The organism is Flavobacterium sp. (genome assembly GCF_049318325.1).
Lineage (GTDB): Bacteria > Bacteroidota > Bacteroidia > Flavobacteriales > Flavobacteriaceae > Flavobacterium.
Genome location: NZ_JBMOGQ010000014.1, coordinates 13302 through 29903, shown reverse-complemented (window position 1 = coordinate 29903; position 16602 = coordinate 13302). Strand labels below are relative to the sequence as shown.

The window sequence follows — 16602 nt, the reverse complement described above, 5'->3', positions numbered from 1 at the left end:
TTATAAAACGAGGGAAATCAAGGTGAATAACAAAAATATCTTCGGGTAAATCAGAGTTATCTGCTAGTAAAAATTTTGGTAATTGCATAATTTTAAGATATTAGAAAATAGAGAATAGATTAAAGACAAAAATATGTAACTTATTCAAAAGTCTATCATCTATTTTCTATTCTCTTTTTTCATTTTTTTTATTTATCAGACAAAATTACTGGCGCACTTCCTTTTCCCATAAAAATAATTTTGGCATTTGGCGAAGTCGCTATTTCTTTTTGCGCTTTAATTTGTTCGTATTGTAATTGTTTATCGGTCAAGCCGGATGAAATAATTTTTTGATAATCAGCAATTCCTTGGGCTTCTACCCTTTTACGTTCAGCTTCCTGTTTTTCTTTTTGCAATACAAAAATCATTTTTTGAGCTTCTTGTTCTGCATTAATTTTACTTTCAATCGTAGTTTTCACGGAAGTAGGAAGATTAATGTTTCGAATTAGTAGTTGCTCCAACACTAAGCCTCTTGATTTAAAATCGGCTTCGATCGTTTTAAAAATCCGTTGCTGAAATTCAGCTCTTTTAGTAGAATATAATGCTACAGCATCATAATAAACTGCATTGTCTCGAATACGCGTTCTAGTAACAGGACGAACAATTTTATCGGTATAGTTCTCTCCAATTCCTTTTAAAATCTTTGGCGCTTCATTAGGTAAAACTCTATACAAAACGGTTAAATCAATTATAACTTCCAATCCATCATTTGATAATACTCGAATAGCATCGTCACCCTCTTTAGCTCCTTCATCATGAATAACTGACATCGTATAGTTTTGGGTTTGAATATCAAAAGTGGTAATGTCTATTAGTGGATTTACCATATGCAAACCGCTTTCTAAAACATCCGATTGCACATTACCAAATAACGATTTCACGCCTACTTTACCGGCATCTATTTGTTTAAAAGCAGAAGACAATAATCCGATAAGGATTACAACAAAACCTAAGATTTTAAAAAGATTTGAAAATTTTGAAAGTGGACTTTCATTTGCTTTAAGTGTAAAGCTGATAATAATTAATATAACACCAATTATAAGTGACAGTATCATTTTCTGAGTTTTTAAATTATACGGTGGTTATACGCAACTATTAAATGTAAGTTACAATTTCGAGTTGTGAGTTTCGAATTATACTTTTTAGTTTAATAAAAAATCAATTATCAATTATCAATTATCAATTTTTTCGTCAGAAAATGAAATCGCATGAACAGAAAAACGGCTGCAGCTGTTAAACCAGCAAATAATCCAATCCATACACCAACAGCTTTGAATGAAGTATAATTTCCGAGATAAAACGAAACAGGAAACCCAACAATCCAATAAGCTACGAAAGTAATATACATTGGAATTTTCACATCCTGAAGACCTCTAAGCGCTCCTAAAACCACCACTTGCATTCCGTCAGAAATTTGAAATACTGCCGCAACTAAAAGCAATTTGGCGGCAATAGCAATTACTTCCTGATTGTCTAATAATTGAGATTGGATTTCCATATTTAAAAACATATATGGCAAAACTTGGTGCAGTGCCACAAACATTACAGCAAACAAAATTTCGATAAGTATTGCGAGTAAAAATATGGAACGAGCAACGATAACTAATTGCTTATAATCATTTAACCCTCTGTAGTTACTAATCCTTATCATCGAAACCACACTCAAACCCATGGCAACCATAAAGGTCATTGATGCCAAACTCAACGCAATTTGATTCGCTGCCTGACTGGTCTTTCCAATAGTACCACAAAGCCAAATGGCAGCGGTAAATAATAACACTTCGAAAAGCATTTGCATTGCCGAGGGAAAACCTAGATTGATAATTTTTCGAATCATTTTTTCCTTAATTTCATTAAAACTGAAATTCTGAAAATATTGTTTTAATTGTTCTTTTCGCGATAAAATGTTGTGCATAAAAATGACCATAGCAATACGGGAAATCACTGTTCCTAAAGCTGCTCCAAGAATTCCCATTTTTGGAAAAATCCAAATACCATAAATTAATAGATAATTGATTATAACGTGAAGAATATTAGCCATGACAATTGCATACATGGAAACCTTTGTCATAGAAAGTCCATCTGCAAATTGCTTGTATCCTTGATAAATGATTAATGGAACCAATGAAAAAGCAACCCAATCTATATAAGGTTTTGCTAATGTTATTACTTCTTTAGGTTGGTGTAATAACTCCATTATTGGCTTAGCCAAAAGCACTAACCCAAAAAGCAAAATTCCTAAAATTGTACACAAAAATAAACCGTGATAAAAAGCAGAACGGATTTTTGAAATATCGTTTTCAGCATCTGATTCGGCAACGATTGGGGTAATAGCGGTTGAAAATCCGATACCGAGCGACATGGCTACAAAAATCATACTGTTACCCAAAGAAACGGCAGCTAATTCAGTGCTGCCTAATTTACCAACCATTATATTGTCAACAATACCAATTAAAGTATGACCAAGCATTCCGATAATTACAGGATACGCTAATCTAATATTATACGAGAACTCTTTTGTATATTGAGTTAAATTCATTTTTATAAAATTGATTGTAAAAGTAGCTCAATATTCTTATAAAATTATCGCTAAACAATTCTTAAAATTATAAAAATAAATAACTTTGCAAAAAATCATCAATTATAAAATTAAAATAATGAAAAAGTTTTTACTTTCAATTTTTACCTTAACAGTAACCTTGACCTATGCTCAAAATATTTTTCAAGATTCTTTTGCTACTTACAATTCGAATGCCCAATTAAGCGGTCAAGGGGCTTGGACGAATAACTCTTCTTTCACTGGTGGCTTAGGTCCATGCACGGGTGCAATATGTCAAAATGCAAGAGTTGTCGATCAGAATATATTAGCAACTGGTTATGGTTCTTCAACAAAAGCGTTTAGTTTAACTCCTGATACTGATGGATGTGGAAGAGGATTTACTCCGTTTACGTCAAACGGAAATTTATACGTTGGAATGGTAATCAATATTTCTAGTTTTACTGCAGGAACATCTACTGATTTTTTTAGAGTGTTAAGTGGTGGTAATTTCACTACTACTTTCCGAATGCTAGTTCAGCCTACAAGTGGTTCCACCTATAGCATCGGAATTAGAAAAGGCGACACAGCAAATCCAACAGTTTATACTGCCAATTCCTATAACTATGGCACTGATTATTTATTAATATTTAAATACACTCAAGCAGCAGGTGTAAATGATGATACTATAACATTATATGCAAATGCCAATTATGCGGCCGGAGAATCAGGAAATACAGCATCAGCCACAAATTTTGCAGGAAATGACCAATCGGGAAACATTGATAGGATGAGTTTCAGACAAAATGCGGGTCCAGCTGGAATGCCAACGGGGAAAGTAAGTCTTGTTAGTGTTGCAACAACATGGGAAACTTTAACTTTTAACTTATCGAATAATGAATTTAATAGAAACACTTTTGCAATTTCTAGTAATGAAGTAAATAATGGTGTTTTAAATATTAAATCAGGAATAACATTAGAAAATGCTATTTTAAATATTTATGATATCCAAGGTAGAAAGATAGATACTAAAACAATTTCATTAGAGGAAAACATAAATGATATTGCTATTAATCCTATTCACAACTCGGGTGTTTATATCGTTGAAATAAAAAGTGGCAGCAATCAAAGATTTACTCAAAAAATCGTAGTAAAATAGTTTATAAATACTTCAAAAAAAGACACTGAAAATAGACTTTATCCAAAAGTTAAGAGAAATTTATAATTAATTTTTATAGTAATGAGTTCGATATTTATCGAACTCATTTTGTTTAAGTTTAATTTAATTCTTCATTTTATCATCATCATTGGATTTAATATTTAACTAAGTTTGATTTTTTTGACTATTCTATTTTATTTACTATTCTATAATCATCTGGATTTATAATTCAAGTGTTTATATTTGTAAACTAATGGAAAAATTTCAACTCAGCGTACTTTTTAAAATCATTGGCATAGGTTCAGCATCTGGACTTCTATATCATAATAATTTGCTTTATATTATTTCGGATAATAGTACTTTTCTATACGAATACAATATTCCTAACGAAAAACTGAACAAAATCCCACTTGTTGATTATCCTCAAGAAAACATTTCTAAGAAAGACAAACCCGATTTTGAGTCAATTTCATTTTTGGAAAACAAATTATATATTTTAGGCTCAGGTTCTACCGAAAGTCGAAATAAAGTTGTTAGATATAACCTAACATCAAAAAAACTTAGCCAAAAAGATTTTAGTATTATTTTTCAAGATATAAAAACACAACTTGAAATAAAGGACGAAGAATTAAATATTGAAGGTTTAATTCAGCAAAATAATATCATGTACTTATTTCAAAGAGGTAATGGTATAAATAGTAAAAATGGAATCATCTATTCTAATGAAGATATAGTAAACCGGGTATTTAAATTTGTCCCTTTTGATTTACCCAAAATAAAAAATGTATCATCCACATTTACGGATGCTATTTTTGTAGAAGATAAAATCTACTTTCTAGCTTCTGCAGAAGACACAACCTCAACTTATGATGACGGTGAAGTTATGGGAAGCATCATTGGAACTATAGATTTGAAAACCATGAAGCTGATAAACTCAATTCAAATTAGTAACAAACATAAATTTGAAGGATTGACCTTGTACAAAAAAACAGCAACTCAAATAGAATTGCTGCTTTGTGAAGATAATGATAGCGAAGTTTTAGAAACCAATATTTATAAATTAGTCATAGATAAATAAGTTTTATTTCTCTATCTCCCTTAAACTTTCCATTTTCTTGTGCGCAAGGAATCCTTTAATGTCCTCGAAATGTTCTTTTACTCTTTTATTCCCAAATTCGAAAACTTTAGTAGCTAATCCGTCAAGGAAATCCCTGTCGTGAGAAACCAAAATCAGCGTTCCGTCAAAGTCTTTTAAAGCTTCTTTTATAATATCTTTTGTCTTCATATCCAAATGGTTAGATGGCTCGTCCAGAATTAATAAATTAACTGGTTCCAATAATAACTTTATCATAGCCAACCGCGTTTTTTCGCCACCCGAAAGCACTTTTACCTTCTTCTGAATATCATCACCATGAAACATGAAAGCGCCTAAAATATTCTTTATTTGAGTTCTGATTTCACCCACAGCAATGTTGTCTATCGTTTCAAAAATGGTTGCATTTTCATCTAGCAGCGAAGCCTGATTTTGAGCAAAATAACCAATCTGCGAATTATGTCCAATCTCAACGCTTCCACTATTTATTTCAATTTCTTTCATGATTGCTTTAATCATAGTGGATTTACCTTCTCCGTTTTTACCAACGAAACCCACTTTTTGACCTCGTTCAATTACCATATTGGCGTCTTTAAAAATCAAATGGTTTCCATACGATTTTTCTAAATCACGAACAATTACAGGATATTGCCCAGAACGAACTGAAGGAGGAAATTTCAATTTTAATGCAGAATTATCGATTTCGTCCACTTCTATAGGGACAATTTTTTCTAACATTCTAACGCGTGATTGAACAGCATCAGTTTTTGAAAAAGTCCCACGAAAACGATCAATAAAAGCTTGATTATCGGCAATCATTTTTTGTTGTTCGTCATACGCTTTTTGTTGATGAACTCTTCTATCTTTTCTCAATTCAAGATAATGTGAATATTTGGCTTTATAATCATAGATTCTACCCATTGTTACTTCAATAGTGCGATTGGTAATATTATCAACAAACGCTCTGTCGTGTGAAATTACCATTACAGCTTTCGCCTGATTGATTAAGAAATCCTCCAACCACTGAATACTATCCATATCCAGATGATTAGTCGGCTCATCAAGCAAAATCAAATCAGGTTGCTTCAACAAGATTTTAGCCAACTCTATTCGCATTCTCCAACCACCGGAAAATTCAGAAGTTGGGCGATTAAAATGATCTCTTTCAAATCCTAATCCTTTTAAAACTTTTTCAACCTCAGCTTCGTAATTAACCTCTTCAATAGCATAGAATTTTTCACTTAAATCAGAAACTCTTTCAATCAACTTCATGTACTCATCGCTTTCATAATCAGTTCGAATAGTCAACTGCTCATTTATTTCATCAATTTCATCACGCATTTTAAAAACTTCAGCAAAAGCTTTTGACGCTTCTTCCATTACGGTACAATTGTCTGCAGCAAGTAAATGCTGAGGCAAATAGGCTATTACTGCTTCTTTTGGAGCAGAAATTGCGCCACGAGAAGGCTTATTCTCTCCAGCAACAATCTTTAAAAGTGTCGATTTTCCGGCGCCATTTTTACCCATAAGGGCAATTTTATCAGTTTCGTTGATAGCGAAAGTTACATCGCTGAAAAGAGTTGTGCCGCCAAACTCAACAGCTATATCGTTTACAGTAATCATTGAGATTGCTAGAGTATTAGATTATTAGACTTCTTTATTTTTGAGGTCGCAAAGATAGTTTAAAAACCTTATTTGGAAATGAGATGATTTGAATATTTGAAAACGAACTAATTTAATAACAATAACGTTGTAATTAATCTATTTCAGAGGCACATCAATTAAAAACTTTAGTTTCAAAAAAGATTTGGTTAATTTTAAGCACCAATTCAGAAGCCATAACTTATGCCTTTAATAGACTACACTTTTTTATCTAAAATTTTGCCTAAAGCCAAAATTAAAAAAGGGTATAAAAAAGTAAAAAAATCTTATTTGATTCGTGTTCGTGTGGCTACATCTTTATTCTTTTTCGGAATGGGATTTTGTTTTTCTACATGGGCAAGTCGGATTCCGGACATTAAATCAATACTGCAATTGAGCGAAGCCGAATTAGGAACGTTGCTTTTTGCTTTGCCTGTCGGACAGTTAATAGTGATGCCTATTTCTGGTAAAATAGTTACCAAATATGGTAGTCGTAAAATTTCAATCTTGGGACTATTAAGCTATGCAATTTGCCTACCATTGTTAGGAGCTGCAAAATCGGAATGGCAATTAGCTAGTGGATTATTCTTATTTGGTTTCGTTAGTAATTTTTGTACCATAGCAGTAAATACTCAAGGTGTTTACACCCAACAATTATATGACAAACCAATTATGGGTTCGTTTCATGGTTCTTGGAGTTTAGCCGGATTTTTTGGTGCTCTAGTCGGAATTATGATGCTTGCTTTTGAATTAAGTCCATTAGAGCATTTTTCTATAGCTTTAATCTTTGTGATTCTTCTGATTAGTACTAACTATAAGTATATCATCAATGCAAAATCCATTCAGGAAGAAACGAAATCCAATTATTCATTTTTCAAAAACCCTGATAAAAACTTACTTTGGCTGGGAGTTATTTGCTTTTGTGGCATGGCAAGTGAAGGGATTATGTTTGACTGGAGCGGTGTTTATTTTAAAGATATAATTAAAGCCCCTGGCGCACTGGCTGTTTTGGGTTATACTACATTTATGGTTAGCATGGCTTCTGGAAGATTTTTGAGTGATTTTTTAGTACATAAATATGGTGTCAAAAAAGTGCTTATGGTAAGTGGTATTATTATTTCTGCAGGATTATATAGTGCCATTTTATTTCCCTACTTAATTCCGTGCACCATTGCTTTTATGGGAGTTGGTTTTGGCGTCTCCAATGTAGTTCCGATCATTTTTAATATTGCAGGAAACAATCAAAAAGTACCTACAGGTATTGCACTAACCATCGTTTCGAGTATTAGTTTTATAGGTTTTTTAATTGGTCCGCCATTGATAGGATTTATTGCAGAACTAACAAGTTTGAAATATTCATTTGCCATTATTGGCATTTTTGGAATATTTATTACCATCATGGTTAGTCGCTTGAAGATTTTTACCCGAGCCAAAGACGAATTGATCGAAGATAAATAGTTAATTCAGAAAAATGTTTTCTTCTAATTCCATATACTTTGTGTATTTTAACGATTTTGAATCAAGCAAATACAAGTTACCAAAGTAACATCCCAAAAGATAACACTCATTTAATTCTCCGGCTTTCTGAATTTGAATTTCAAAATTATTGATGATTTCAATATTGTCGAATGTAATTGGATCTCCCATATTAATTCCTTTTTCATATTGCCAAGTCGCATCCATTCTACCGGGCAAAAACATAAAACGATCAAGTATTACTATGAAAAGAAAAAAAGGTAATATTCTGATGATTTTTTTCACCTTAAATGCTCATCCTAAATTCCTCAATAACAGGATTTGCTTTTCCAAAATCGATTTCCTGAATGAATAACTCAACAGCTTTTGCCGTTTGTATACTTGGCAGAACATTGGCTTGGTTGTTATTCCTAATAACAACGTTAATATCAGATTCTTCCAATCTTTCTTTTAAGGTTACTGCTAGAATTTCTTCTCCAGAAAATATTTTTATTAAGCCCATTCTTTTTAGGTTTATTGTTTTTAGTTTATAGTTAATTATTTTAAACTGAACACTGTGACTGTAGACCTGCCGGTAAGCAGGCTAAAAACTAATCCTCCTCTTCCATTTCGAAGAAAATCGGTTCAATCATTATTTTATCTGCAAGCGATTCCACTCTTTCAGTTATTTGTGAGCAAAAGAATAAACGCTGCGTTTTTTCAATACTATTAGACAAACGAAGCACTACAGCATCCATTCTGCTTCTAAATAAAACATCAGCATCATCAACTATCATCAACTTAATGGTATTGCTGTTAAATCCTGCAGATGAAAACATGGCATTGATTTTATTAGGTGTTCCAATTAAAATATCTAGTCCCATAGAAACCACATTTTTATCATAATCGATATCGCCTTTATCATGAACTCCCAAAATACTTAAATCGGTATATGTTCCATATTTTAAAAATAGCTCTTCCATTTCCAACACTTTTTCCTTATTTTCAACAATGATTAAAGCTCTGGTACTTTCGTCAAACGTTTTTTCTAATTTCTGAATTACGTTCAAAACGATTGTAGTTGTTTTTCCTGTTCCTCCAACTGATTGAATAACGGCATCCGCACCACTTTTTATGGTAGAAAATGTTTCCTGTTGCATTTCATTGGCTTCGGTCAGACCGTTTTCTATGAGTGCTTTTTGGAGGTTTGAGTTTATTTTTTTTAGATTCATTGTTAAGTGATTAGGCAAAAGGCAATTGCCATTAGCTCGTTACTTTGAAAATTCTATTGCCTATTGGCTCTTGGCTAATGCCTTACTTGCTAGCAAATAACTTCACATCGTTTTCAGAAATTTCACTTCCGCCAAGGATTATTAAACGTTCGACTACATTTCGAAGTTCGCGGATATTTCCTGTCCAATCGTATTCCTGCAATAATTTAACGGCTTGCTTAGAAAAATTTTTTACTGTATTTCCTTGTTCTTCAGCAATCTTTACAGCAAAATGTTCAATCAATAACGGTATATCATCTCGCCTGTCGTTCAATGATGGCACTTTGATTAAAATAACAGCTAAACGGTGGTATAAATCTTCTCTAAATCTTCCTTCTGCAATCTCTTTCTTCAAATCTTTATTCGTCGCAGCCACAACTCTTACGTTGATTTTAATATCTTTTTCGGCGCCAACTCTTTGTATTAAACTTTCCTGTAAAGCACGTAATACCTTGGCTTGAGCTGAGAGACTCATATCACCAATCTCATCCAAGAATATCGTTCCGCCATCGGCAGCTTCAAATTTTCCGGCTCTGTCTTTTACGGCAGAGGTGAACGCTCCTTTTACGTGTCCGAATAATTCGCTTTCAATTAGTTCAGATGGAATAGCGGCGCAATTCACTTCAACCATTGGAGCATCTGCTCTTTCGCTTTTTTCATGTAATTGATGCGCTACTAATTCTTTTCCAGTTCCGTTTGGTCCGGTGATTAAGACTCTGGCATCGGTCAACGCTACTTTTTCAATCATGAGTTTGATTTGATTGATAGATTCGCTTTCACCTATAATTTCGTAGTTTTTGGAAACTTTTTTCTTCAGAATTTTATTCTCAACCACTAATTGTTTTTTGTCTAGAGCATTCCGAACAGTGTTCAAAAGCCGGTTCAAATCGGGTGGTTTTGAGATATAATCAAAGGCCCCGAGACGCATAGTATTAACAGCAGTTTCTAAATCGCCGTGACCGGAAATCATCACCATCGGAATTTCGGGTTTAATTTTTTTTACGGCTTCAAGCAGTTCCTCGCCGTTCATTTTTGGCATTTTGATGTCGCAAAGGACTAAATCGTAATCTTCGTTTTTTATTTTTTCAAAACCAGATTTACCATCTTCGGCTTCTTCAACTATATAAGTATCGCTTTCTTCCAACAGTATTTTGGTTAATACCCTTCGGATGCTTACTTCGTCCTCTATGATTAATATTTTGGGCATTGTAGAATGTTTATATTTTATGATATATGATTTGACAAAAGTAGTATAAATTAACATTGAGAGCTTAACTTTTGTTGCATCAAGAATAGATTTAATACTTTTGTACTTTAAAATAAATAACTATGTCAACAGCTAAAAAAGATTATAAAAGAATTACCACAAAGTCATTATTTGACATGAAGGCCAATGGTGAAAAAATATCAATGCTTACAGCCTACGATTATACAATGGCAAAAATTGTTGATACTGCCGGTGTTGATGTAATTTTGGTAGGCGATTCTGCCAGTAATGTTATGGCTGGGCATGAAACAACTTTACCCATCACGTTAGATCAAATGATATATCATGCTTCAAGTGTGGTTCGTGCTATTGAACGTGCTTTGGTTGTGATTGATTTGCCTTTTGGGAGTTACCAATCGGATCCAAAAGAAGCCTTGCGTTCTGCAATCAGAATCATGAAAGAAAGTGGAGCGCACGCAGTAAAATTAGAAGGCGGAGGAGAGATTAAAGAGAGCATCAAACGTATTTTGAATGCCGGAATTCCGGTAATGGGGCATTTGGGTTTGACACCACAATCTATTTATAAATTTGGAACCTACACTGTTCGGGCTAAAGAAGATGCTGAAGCAGAACAATTAATTGAAGATGCTAAACTATTAGAAAAATTAGGTTGCTTTGCTTTAGTTTTAGAAAAAATTCCGGCAGCATTGGCTGAAAAAGTAGCTAAAACCATTTCAATTCCGGTAATCGGAATTGGGGCTGGTGGTGGCGTTGACGGACAAGTGTTAGTAATTCACGATATGCTTGGAATGAATAATGAATTCAGTCCACGGTTTTTGAGACGTTATTTAAACTTATACGAACAAATGACTAAAGCCATAGGGAATTATGTTGCTGATGTTAAGTCGAAAGATTTCCCCAATAAGAATGAACAATATTAATTCGAATTTGAAAATTTAGGTAATTTGAAAATTTGAAAATGAAAGTAGTCTCAAATAAAGACAATCTCCAAATTCTTCACGAAGACAATCATATTATTGTGGTAAACAAACGCATTGGCGATATTGTTCAAGGCGATAAAACTGGTGACAAACCTTTGTCTGAGGTAGTTAAAGAATATATTAAAGAAAAATACAATAAACCTGGTGAAGTATTTCTTGGCGTTGTTCACAGATTAGATAGGCCAACAACTGGAATTGTAGTTTTTGCCCGAACTTCGAAAGCATTAACACGATTGAATGAGTTATTCAGCAATAGAGAAACGCAAAAAACCTATTGGGCCATTGTAAAAAACAAACCAGAGAAAGAGCACGATACTTTAGTTCATTTTTTAAAAAGAAACGAAAAAAACAATACCTCAAAAGCTCACTTAAAAGAAGTGCCAGAAAGCAAAAAATCAAGTTTGGATTATAAAATTATCAAAACGCTGGATAATTATTTTGCAATTGAAATTAATTTACATACAGGTAGACATCATCAAATAAGAGCGCAATTATCCGCTATTGGCTGCCCAATAAAGGGCGATTTAAAATATGGCTTTGACCGCAGTAATCCCGATGGCGGCATTCATCTTCATGCCCGTAAACTTATTTTTATCCATCCAGTTTCAAAAGAATTACTAGAAATTATTGCGCCAACACCTAAAGATGCTATTTGGAATTCCATTTAATATTAAAAATGCTTATTTTTACGTTATAATTACCTTCACTAACTAATAATACTTAATATGAAAAAGTCACTTTTAACTTTATGTTTGCTAGTCGGTTTAAGTGCAAGCGCACAAGACCAATTCTCTGGAATTAGCACATCCAATCGCGTTGGAATTTTAAATGGAGCTATTAACCCTGCTGAGTTTGCCAATCTCTCAAAAAAGTTTGAAATCAATTTTTACGGTCTTAGTTTTGATGTTTCAAACAACAAAATTGGTTTTAATGATTTAACTTCTGACACCAATTTAGAAGACTTAATTTTTACTGGAACTGAATCGGCAAATTTACGAATCGATGGACAAATACTAGGTCCTAGTTTTGCTATGAAATGGAGAAAATGGGGATTTGGCATTACTACAAAAGCCAATATAAAGTTTGATGTAGTTGATGTAGACAACTCATTAGGAAATGCCATTTTCAACAATAATTTAACTCTAAATACCACTTTATTAAACCAAACTGGAAATCAAAGATTATCTGGAACTTCTTATGGAGAAGTTGGATTTTCTGTAGCCAGAAAAATTTATGAAAACGACAAACATAAATTTGATGCTGGAATAACACTAAAATTTTTATTCCCTGGTTCGTATTCTAATTTTGGTTTGAGTAATTTAAATGGAACTATAACGCAAGATCCAAGTGGGAGTTTTTTAACGACTGATCAACCAGCAACTTTAAATATTGCCTATTCTGGAAATCTTGCTGATAGTTTTTCAAATTTTGATGATTATACAAAATCTATTTTTGGTGGTTTAAACGGAGTTGCTACAGATATTGGATTTAACTATCAATGGAAAGATGATAAAGACAAATATAAAATTAAAGCAGGACTTGCTATAAGAAATATTGGTAGTATGACTTTTAAAGATGATAATAATTACAATACAAATTACACACTTTCGATTCCGTCAAGTAATCCTTTAGATTTAAGCTTATTTGAAAATATTAATAATTTGAGTGATGTTGAAGATGTGCTATTTAATAATAATTATCTCGATATAAATAATCAAAATAAAACCGACTTTAGAATAAATTTACCAACATTGTTAACGATGTATGCCGATTTTAAAATTGTTTCAAAAGTATATATTACTGGTTATATGCAACAAAAAATGAAAAAGGATGATGGCAACGACCAAATTACAGCACGCAATATTTTTTCAATAACACCAAGGGTTAACTTAGGTTTCTTTGAAGCGTTACTTCCTATTTCAAAAGATGAAATATCGGGAACAAATGTTGGTTTTGGTTTTAGATTGGCTGGATTTTATCTTGGCTCTAATTCAATTATCACATCATTAGCAGATGGAAAACAAGCTAATTTTTATACTGGATACCGATTAGCATTTTTATAAAACAATTAAGTTGAATTGTAGTTGTTAAAATTGTAACTTGCTAAACCAATTTAGTCAAGTTATGAATTTTAAAACCGATATTAATTTCCGTAAGCAGACTTTAATAAAGTTACTTATTAGTGTTCAGAAGCATGAAGAGGAAATTATTAAAGCGCTCTATGATGATTTTAAAAAACCTGCATTTGAAGCAGTTATAAGTGAAACTGCTTATATCGTCTCTGAACTAAATCATACTATTAAAAATATTAATAAATGGGCAAAACCAAATATGGTTTTGCCTTCTCTTTTAAATTTTCCTTCAACCGATTATATTTATAAAGAGCCTTACGGTAAAGTATTAATTATAGCTCCATGGAATTATCCTTATCAATTGGCATTATGTCCATTAATCGCAGCCGTTGCAGCAGGAAACCAAGTGGTGGTAAAACCTTCGGAACTGACACCAAACACGTCAAGAATTGTTGCTAAAATAATAAGCGAAACTTTTGATGAAAATCATGTAAAATGTGTTGAAGGTGGTGTTGAAATTACCCAAGAATTATTAGCACAACGCTGGGACTATATTTTCTTTACCGGTAGCGTTGCTGTTGGAAAATTAGTAGCCAAAGCTTCTGCAGAAAATCTAACGCCTGTAACATTAGAACTTGGCGGAAAAAACCCATGTATTATTGATGCAACTGCCAATTTAAAATTAGCTGCCAAAAGAATTGTTTGGGGCAAATTCCTAAATGCCGGGCAGACTTGTATCGCACCAGATTATTTGTTGGTTTCAAATAAAATAAAATCAAACTTAATCGAATTAATAAAAAAAGAAATCATCGACGCTTACGGCGAAAATCCCGAAACTTCACCTGATTTCCCAAGAATTATTAATCAAAAAAACTGGAACAGATTAACGGGAATGTTGAAAGGTGAAAGCATACTGTCCGGTGGAAAATCAAACATTCAGGATTATTACCTTGCTCCTACTTTGCTTGATGAACCTAGTTTGGATAGTTTGGTAATGAAAGATGAAATTTTTGGACCAATTCTTCCTGTCTTATCTTTTGAAAATGAGGCTGATTTGGTTTCCATAATTTCAAGATATGAAAAACCATTGTCACTTTATATTTTTAGTAATGATAACTCCTTCGCCAAAAAAATAATTCAAAACTATTCTTTTGGAGGTGGTTGTATTAATGATACTGTAGTTTATTTTTCTAACAAAAGATTGCCTTTTGGTGGAGTTGGACATAGTGGCATTGGCGCGTACCATGGCAAATTAAGTTTTAGCACTTTTACTCATTACAAAGCTATTGTAAAAAAAGCAAATTGGCTCGATATCCCTACTAGATATGCACCCTATAAAGGCAAATTGAATTCTGTTAAAAATTTGTTTAAATGGTTTTCTTAATGATTTAGTAATTGAAAAGTCTACTAATTAATAGTAATTCTAAAAAATTAAAATAATCCGCTGTTACTCCAAAAAATGAATTTTATTTAGTCATTATTGAGAAAGCGAATCCTTTATTAATTGGGGCGAGATATTATAAATTTAATTAACCCAACCAACCCTCTCTGTCCAAACTTCTATACTGAATAGCTTCTGCAATATGATTGGAATTTACAATTTCAGAATCTTCTAAATCAGCGATAGTCCTAGACACTTTCAAAATTCTGTCAAAAGCTCTTGCCGAGAGATTTAAACGCTCCATAGCCATTTTTAAAAGTTGCAATGAATTTTCATCTAAAGCACAAAACTCCCGAATTTGTTTAGTACTCATTTGTGCATTATAATGGATATTTTCAAACGCTGCAAAACGATTTGACTGAATTTCTCTAGCTAATGTAACCCGCTTCCTAATCTCGATGCTGCTCTCACCTTTTCGGGTTTCGGTAAGTTTGTCAAAAGGTACTGGCGTAACTTCAATATGAATATCTATTCGGTCTAACAATGGCCCTGAAATTTTACTCAAATAACGTTGCATTTCCGCTGGAGAAGAACTAATTGGCGAATCACTATCATTAAAAAAAACACTCGGACTTTGGTTCATATATCTATTATATTGATTTACAATATTTTAATATTTATTAAGTCAGACAATTATAAATTATAGTCATATTTTCTATATCAAAAATCGTAATAACAAATATTTACATAGTAGTTAAAATGATTTAACTATAAAAAATCCATAAATAAAAAAAACAATATATTTTTTTAATATATAACTATGAAACGAATCGAGTTTCTACACAAAAAAAATATTGATGAAATGAAAAAACATATACAGACAAGATTCTACAAGTTCATATTAGAAAAATATGGGAAGCAAAAGGAGGATATAACAGACGAGGAAACAAATATACCGGATGAAGAAATTATTGATGAAATTGAAAATGATGAGGTTTTAAAAGATAAAAATGATGAGGTAAAAACAAAAAAAAATGAAGATGAGTTAGACCTGGATGAGTTAATTGAAGAATATAACAAACTAACAAATAAATATAAAAAGATAAAAAATGATAATTCACATTACAGAAGAAAATAAGAACCTTTACGATGTAGAAACTATTAAAAGTATATTAAATGTTTCTAAATCAAAAGTTCAAAGAGAACTAAAAAAACAAGACACGGAAATTGTTAAATATAAAAACTTGTTTTTATATCCTGAAACAACTCTATTTGAATTATTGGAAACAATAATTATTGAAAAATTAGAAAAAGAAAATGATAGATTGGAATAAGATTAAAAAGCACGAAGAAACATTAAAGAAGTATAAGGAAAAACTAGATATTGAAAAAGATTTTAAAAAGAGGGAAAAGATTAAACTGAAAATAAAGATTGAAGAATTAAAAGTAAAAATTGAAAAACTAAATTAAACATTTATAAGTCGGCGGAAGAAATTACATTGGGACTTATAAATTAACGTGCTACCAAGGGATCTATACAAAGCACAATCATAGTAGAAGGAAAGAAGTGATAAGTATAGCGGTGCGTCTTAAAGCATTGTAAGTGGCTTTCCCAAATATACATCAAAGACGATAGTATATTAAGTTTAAACCCGATACGCTGGATCAGACATTACAAAGGGGAAAACTTGGCTAACCAACTTAGGGTAGAACCTTTGTTAGGATTAGTATCTAAGTTTTCCCCTCA

General features: G+C 32.3%; 17 protein-coding genes and 1 pseudogene. 10 read left to right on the top strand and 8 right to left on the bottom strand.

Going from position 1 to position 16602, the window contains the following annotated elements; all coding sequences use genetic code 11:
- Positions 1 to 188: 188 nt before the first annotated feature.
- Both ACOYLP_RS02845 and ACOYLP_RS02840 read right to left on the bottom strand, forming a co-directional pair.
- Entirely contained in the window at positions 189 to 1094 is a 906-nt protein-coding gene (locus ACOYLP_RS02845; protein WP_422854663.1) for a prohibitin family protein, read from the bottom strand.
- A 110-nt stretch (positions 1095 to 1204) separates the two neighbouring features.
- Complete coding sequence (locus ACOYLP_RS02840) at positions 1205 to 2578, bottom strand: MATE family efflux transporter (RefSeq protein WP_422854662.1); 1374 nt, start codon at positions 2576 to 2578, stop codon at positions 1205 to 1207.
- A gap of 118 nt (positions 2579 to 2696) precedes the next feature.
- Between ACOYLP_RS02840 and ACOYLP_RS02835 the strand changes: the two genes are divergently transcribed.
- Together ACOYLP_RS02835 and ACOYLP_RS02830 are read left to right on the top strand one after the other, a co-directional pair.
- Positions 2697 to 3734: a T9SS type A sorting domain-containing protein gene (locus ACOYLP_RS02835; RefSeq protein WP_422854661.1), complete on the top strand. Its 1038-nt coding sequence runs from the start codon at positions 2697 to 2699 to the stop codon at positions 3732 to 3734.
- Positions 3735 to 3987: 253 nt separating this feature from the next.
- Entirely contained in the window at positions 3988 to 4812 is an 825-nt protein-coding gene (locus ACOYLP_RS02830; RefSeq protein ID WP_422854660.1) for a DUF6929 family protein, read from the top strand.
- Positions 4813 to 4815: 3 nt separating this feature from the next.
- Here the strand turns inward: ACOYLP_RS02830 and ACOYLP_RS02825 are convergent, their stop codons facing one another.
- Positions 4816 to 6450, bottom strand: coding sequence for an ABC-F family ATP-binding cassette domain-containing protein (locus ACOYLP_RS02825; RefSeq protein ID WP_422854659.1), 1635 nt, complete (start codon positions 6448 to 6450; stop codon positions 4816 to 4818).
- A gap of 222 nt (positions 6451 to 6672) precedes the next feature.
- Between ACOYLP_RS02825 and ACOYLP_RS02820 the strand changes: the two genes are divergently transcribed.
- On the top strand, positions 6673 to 7926 hold the full coding sequence (locus tag ACOYLP_RS02820; RefSeq protein WP_422854658.1) for an MFS transporter: 1254 nt from the start codon (positions 6673 to 6675) through the stop codon (positions 7924 to 7926).
- Here ACOYLP_RS02820 and ACOYLP_RS02815 read toward each other — a convergent pair whose 3' ends face one another.
- The 4 genes from ACOYLP_RS02815 to ACOYLP_RS02800 form a co-directional block, all read right to left on the bottom strand.
- Positions 7927 to 8229: a hypothetical protein gene (locus ACOYLP_RS02815; protein ID WP_422854657.1), complete on the bottom strand. Its 303-nt coding sequence runs from the start codon at positions 8227 to 8229 to the stop codon at positions 7927 to 7929.
- Between the two features lies 1 nt (position 8230).
- Positions 8231 to 8446 carry a putative signal transducing protein gene (locus ACOYLP_RS02810; RefSeq protein ID WP_422854656.1) on the bottom strand — a complete coding sequence of 72 codons (216 nt, stop codon included), beginning with the start codon at positions 8444 to 8446 and terminating at the stop codon, positions 8231 to 8233.
- 88 nt (positions 8447 to 8534) lie between these two features.
- Entirely contained in the window at positions 8535 to 9155 is a 621-nt protein-coding gene (locus ACOYLP_RS02805; RefSeq protein ID WP_422854655.1) for a DEAD/DEAH box helicase, read from the bottom strand.
- A gap of 82 nt (positions 9156 to 9237) precedes the next feature.
- Positions 9238 to 10401, bottom strand: a complete 1164-nt coding sequence (locus tag ACOYLP_RS02800; protein ID WP_422854654.1) for a sigma-54-dependent transcriptional regulator — start codon at positions 10399 to 10401, stop codon at positions 9238 to 9240.
- Positions 10402 to 10523: 122 nt separating this feature from the next.
- Between ACOYLP_RS02800 and panB the strand changes: the two genes are divergently transcribed.
- From panB to ACOYLP_RS02780, 4 genes are all read left to right on the top strand, one after another.
- A complete protein-coding gene (gene panB, locus ACOYLP_RS02795; RefSeq protein WP_422854653.1) occupies positions 10524 to 11342 on the top strand; it encodes a 3-methyl-2-oxobutanoate hydroxymethyltransferase in 819 nt (272 codons plus the stop codon).
- Between the two features lie 38 nt (positions 11343 to 11380).
- Complete coding sequence (locus ACOYLP_RS02790; RefSeq protein WP_422854652.1) at positions 11381 to 12070, top strand: RluA family pseudouridine synthase; 690 nt, start codon at positions 11381 to 11383, stop codon at positions 12068 to 12070.
- Positions 12071 to 12127: 57 nt separating this feature from the next.
- Positions 12128 to 13465 (top strand): hypothetical protein, encoded by a 1338-nt coding sequence (locus tag ACOYLP_RS02785; RefSeq protein WP_422854651.1) that lies wholly within the window; start codon positions 12128 to 12130, stop codon positions 13463 to 13465.
- Positions 13466 to 13526: 61 nt separating this feature from the next.
- Entirely contained in the window at positions 13527 to 14858 is a 1332-nt protein-coding gene (locus tag ACOYLP_RS02780) for an aldehyde dehydrogenase (RefSeq protein WP_422854650.1), read from the top strand.
- A 145-nt stretch (positions 14859 to 15003) separates the two neighbouring features.
- Here the strand turns inward: ACOYLP_RS02780 and ACOYLP_RS02775 are convergent.
- Positions 15004 to 15498 (bottom strand): annotated as a pseudogene (locus tag ACOYLP_RS02775) (ATP-binding protein); the annotation flags it as partial.
- Positions 15499 to 15717: 219 nt separating this feature from the next.
- Here ACOYLP_RS02775 and ACOYLP_RS02770 point away from each other — a divergent pair.
- Genes ACOYLP_RS02770 through ACOYLP_RS02760 form a run of 3 tightly spaced genes read left to right on the top strand, consistent with a single transcriptional unit; the run spans position 15718 to position 16325 of the window.
- Positions 15718 to 15993: a hypothetical protein gene (locus tag ACOYLP_RS02770; protein WP_422854649.1), complete on the top strand. Its 276-nt coding sequence runs from the start codon at positions 15718 to 15720 to the stop codon at positions 15991 to 15993.
- Positions 15965 to 16189: a hypothetical protein gene (locus tag ACOYLP_RS02765; protein WP_422854648.1), complete on the top strand. Its 225-nt coding sequence runs from the start codon at positions 15965 to 15967 to the stop codon at positions 16187 to 16189. The genes ACOYLP_RS02770 and ACOYLP_RS02765 overlap by 29 nt, the downstream gene beginning before the upstream one ends.
- Positions 16173 to 16325: a hypothetical protein gene (locus tag ACOYLP_RS02760; RefSeq protein WP_422854647.1), complete on the top strand. Its 153-nt coding sequence runs from the start codon at positions 16173 to 16175 to the stop codon at positions 16323 to 16325. The genes ACOYLP_RS02765 and ACOYLP_RS02760 overlap by 17 nt, the downstream gene beginning before the upstream one ends.
- The last annotated feature ends 277 nt before the right edge of the window (positions 16326 to 16602 follow it).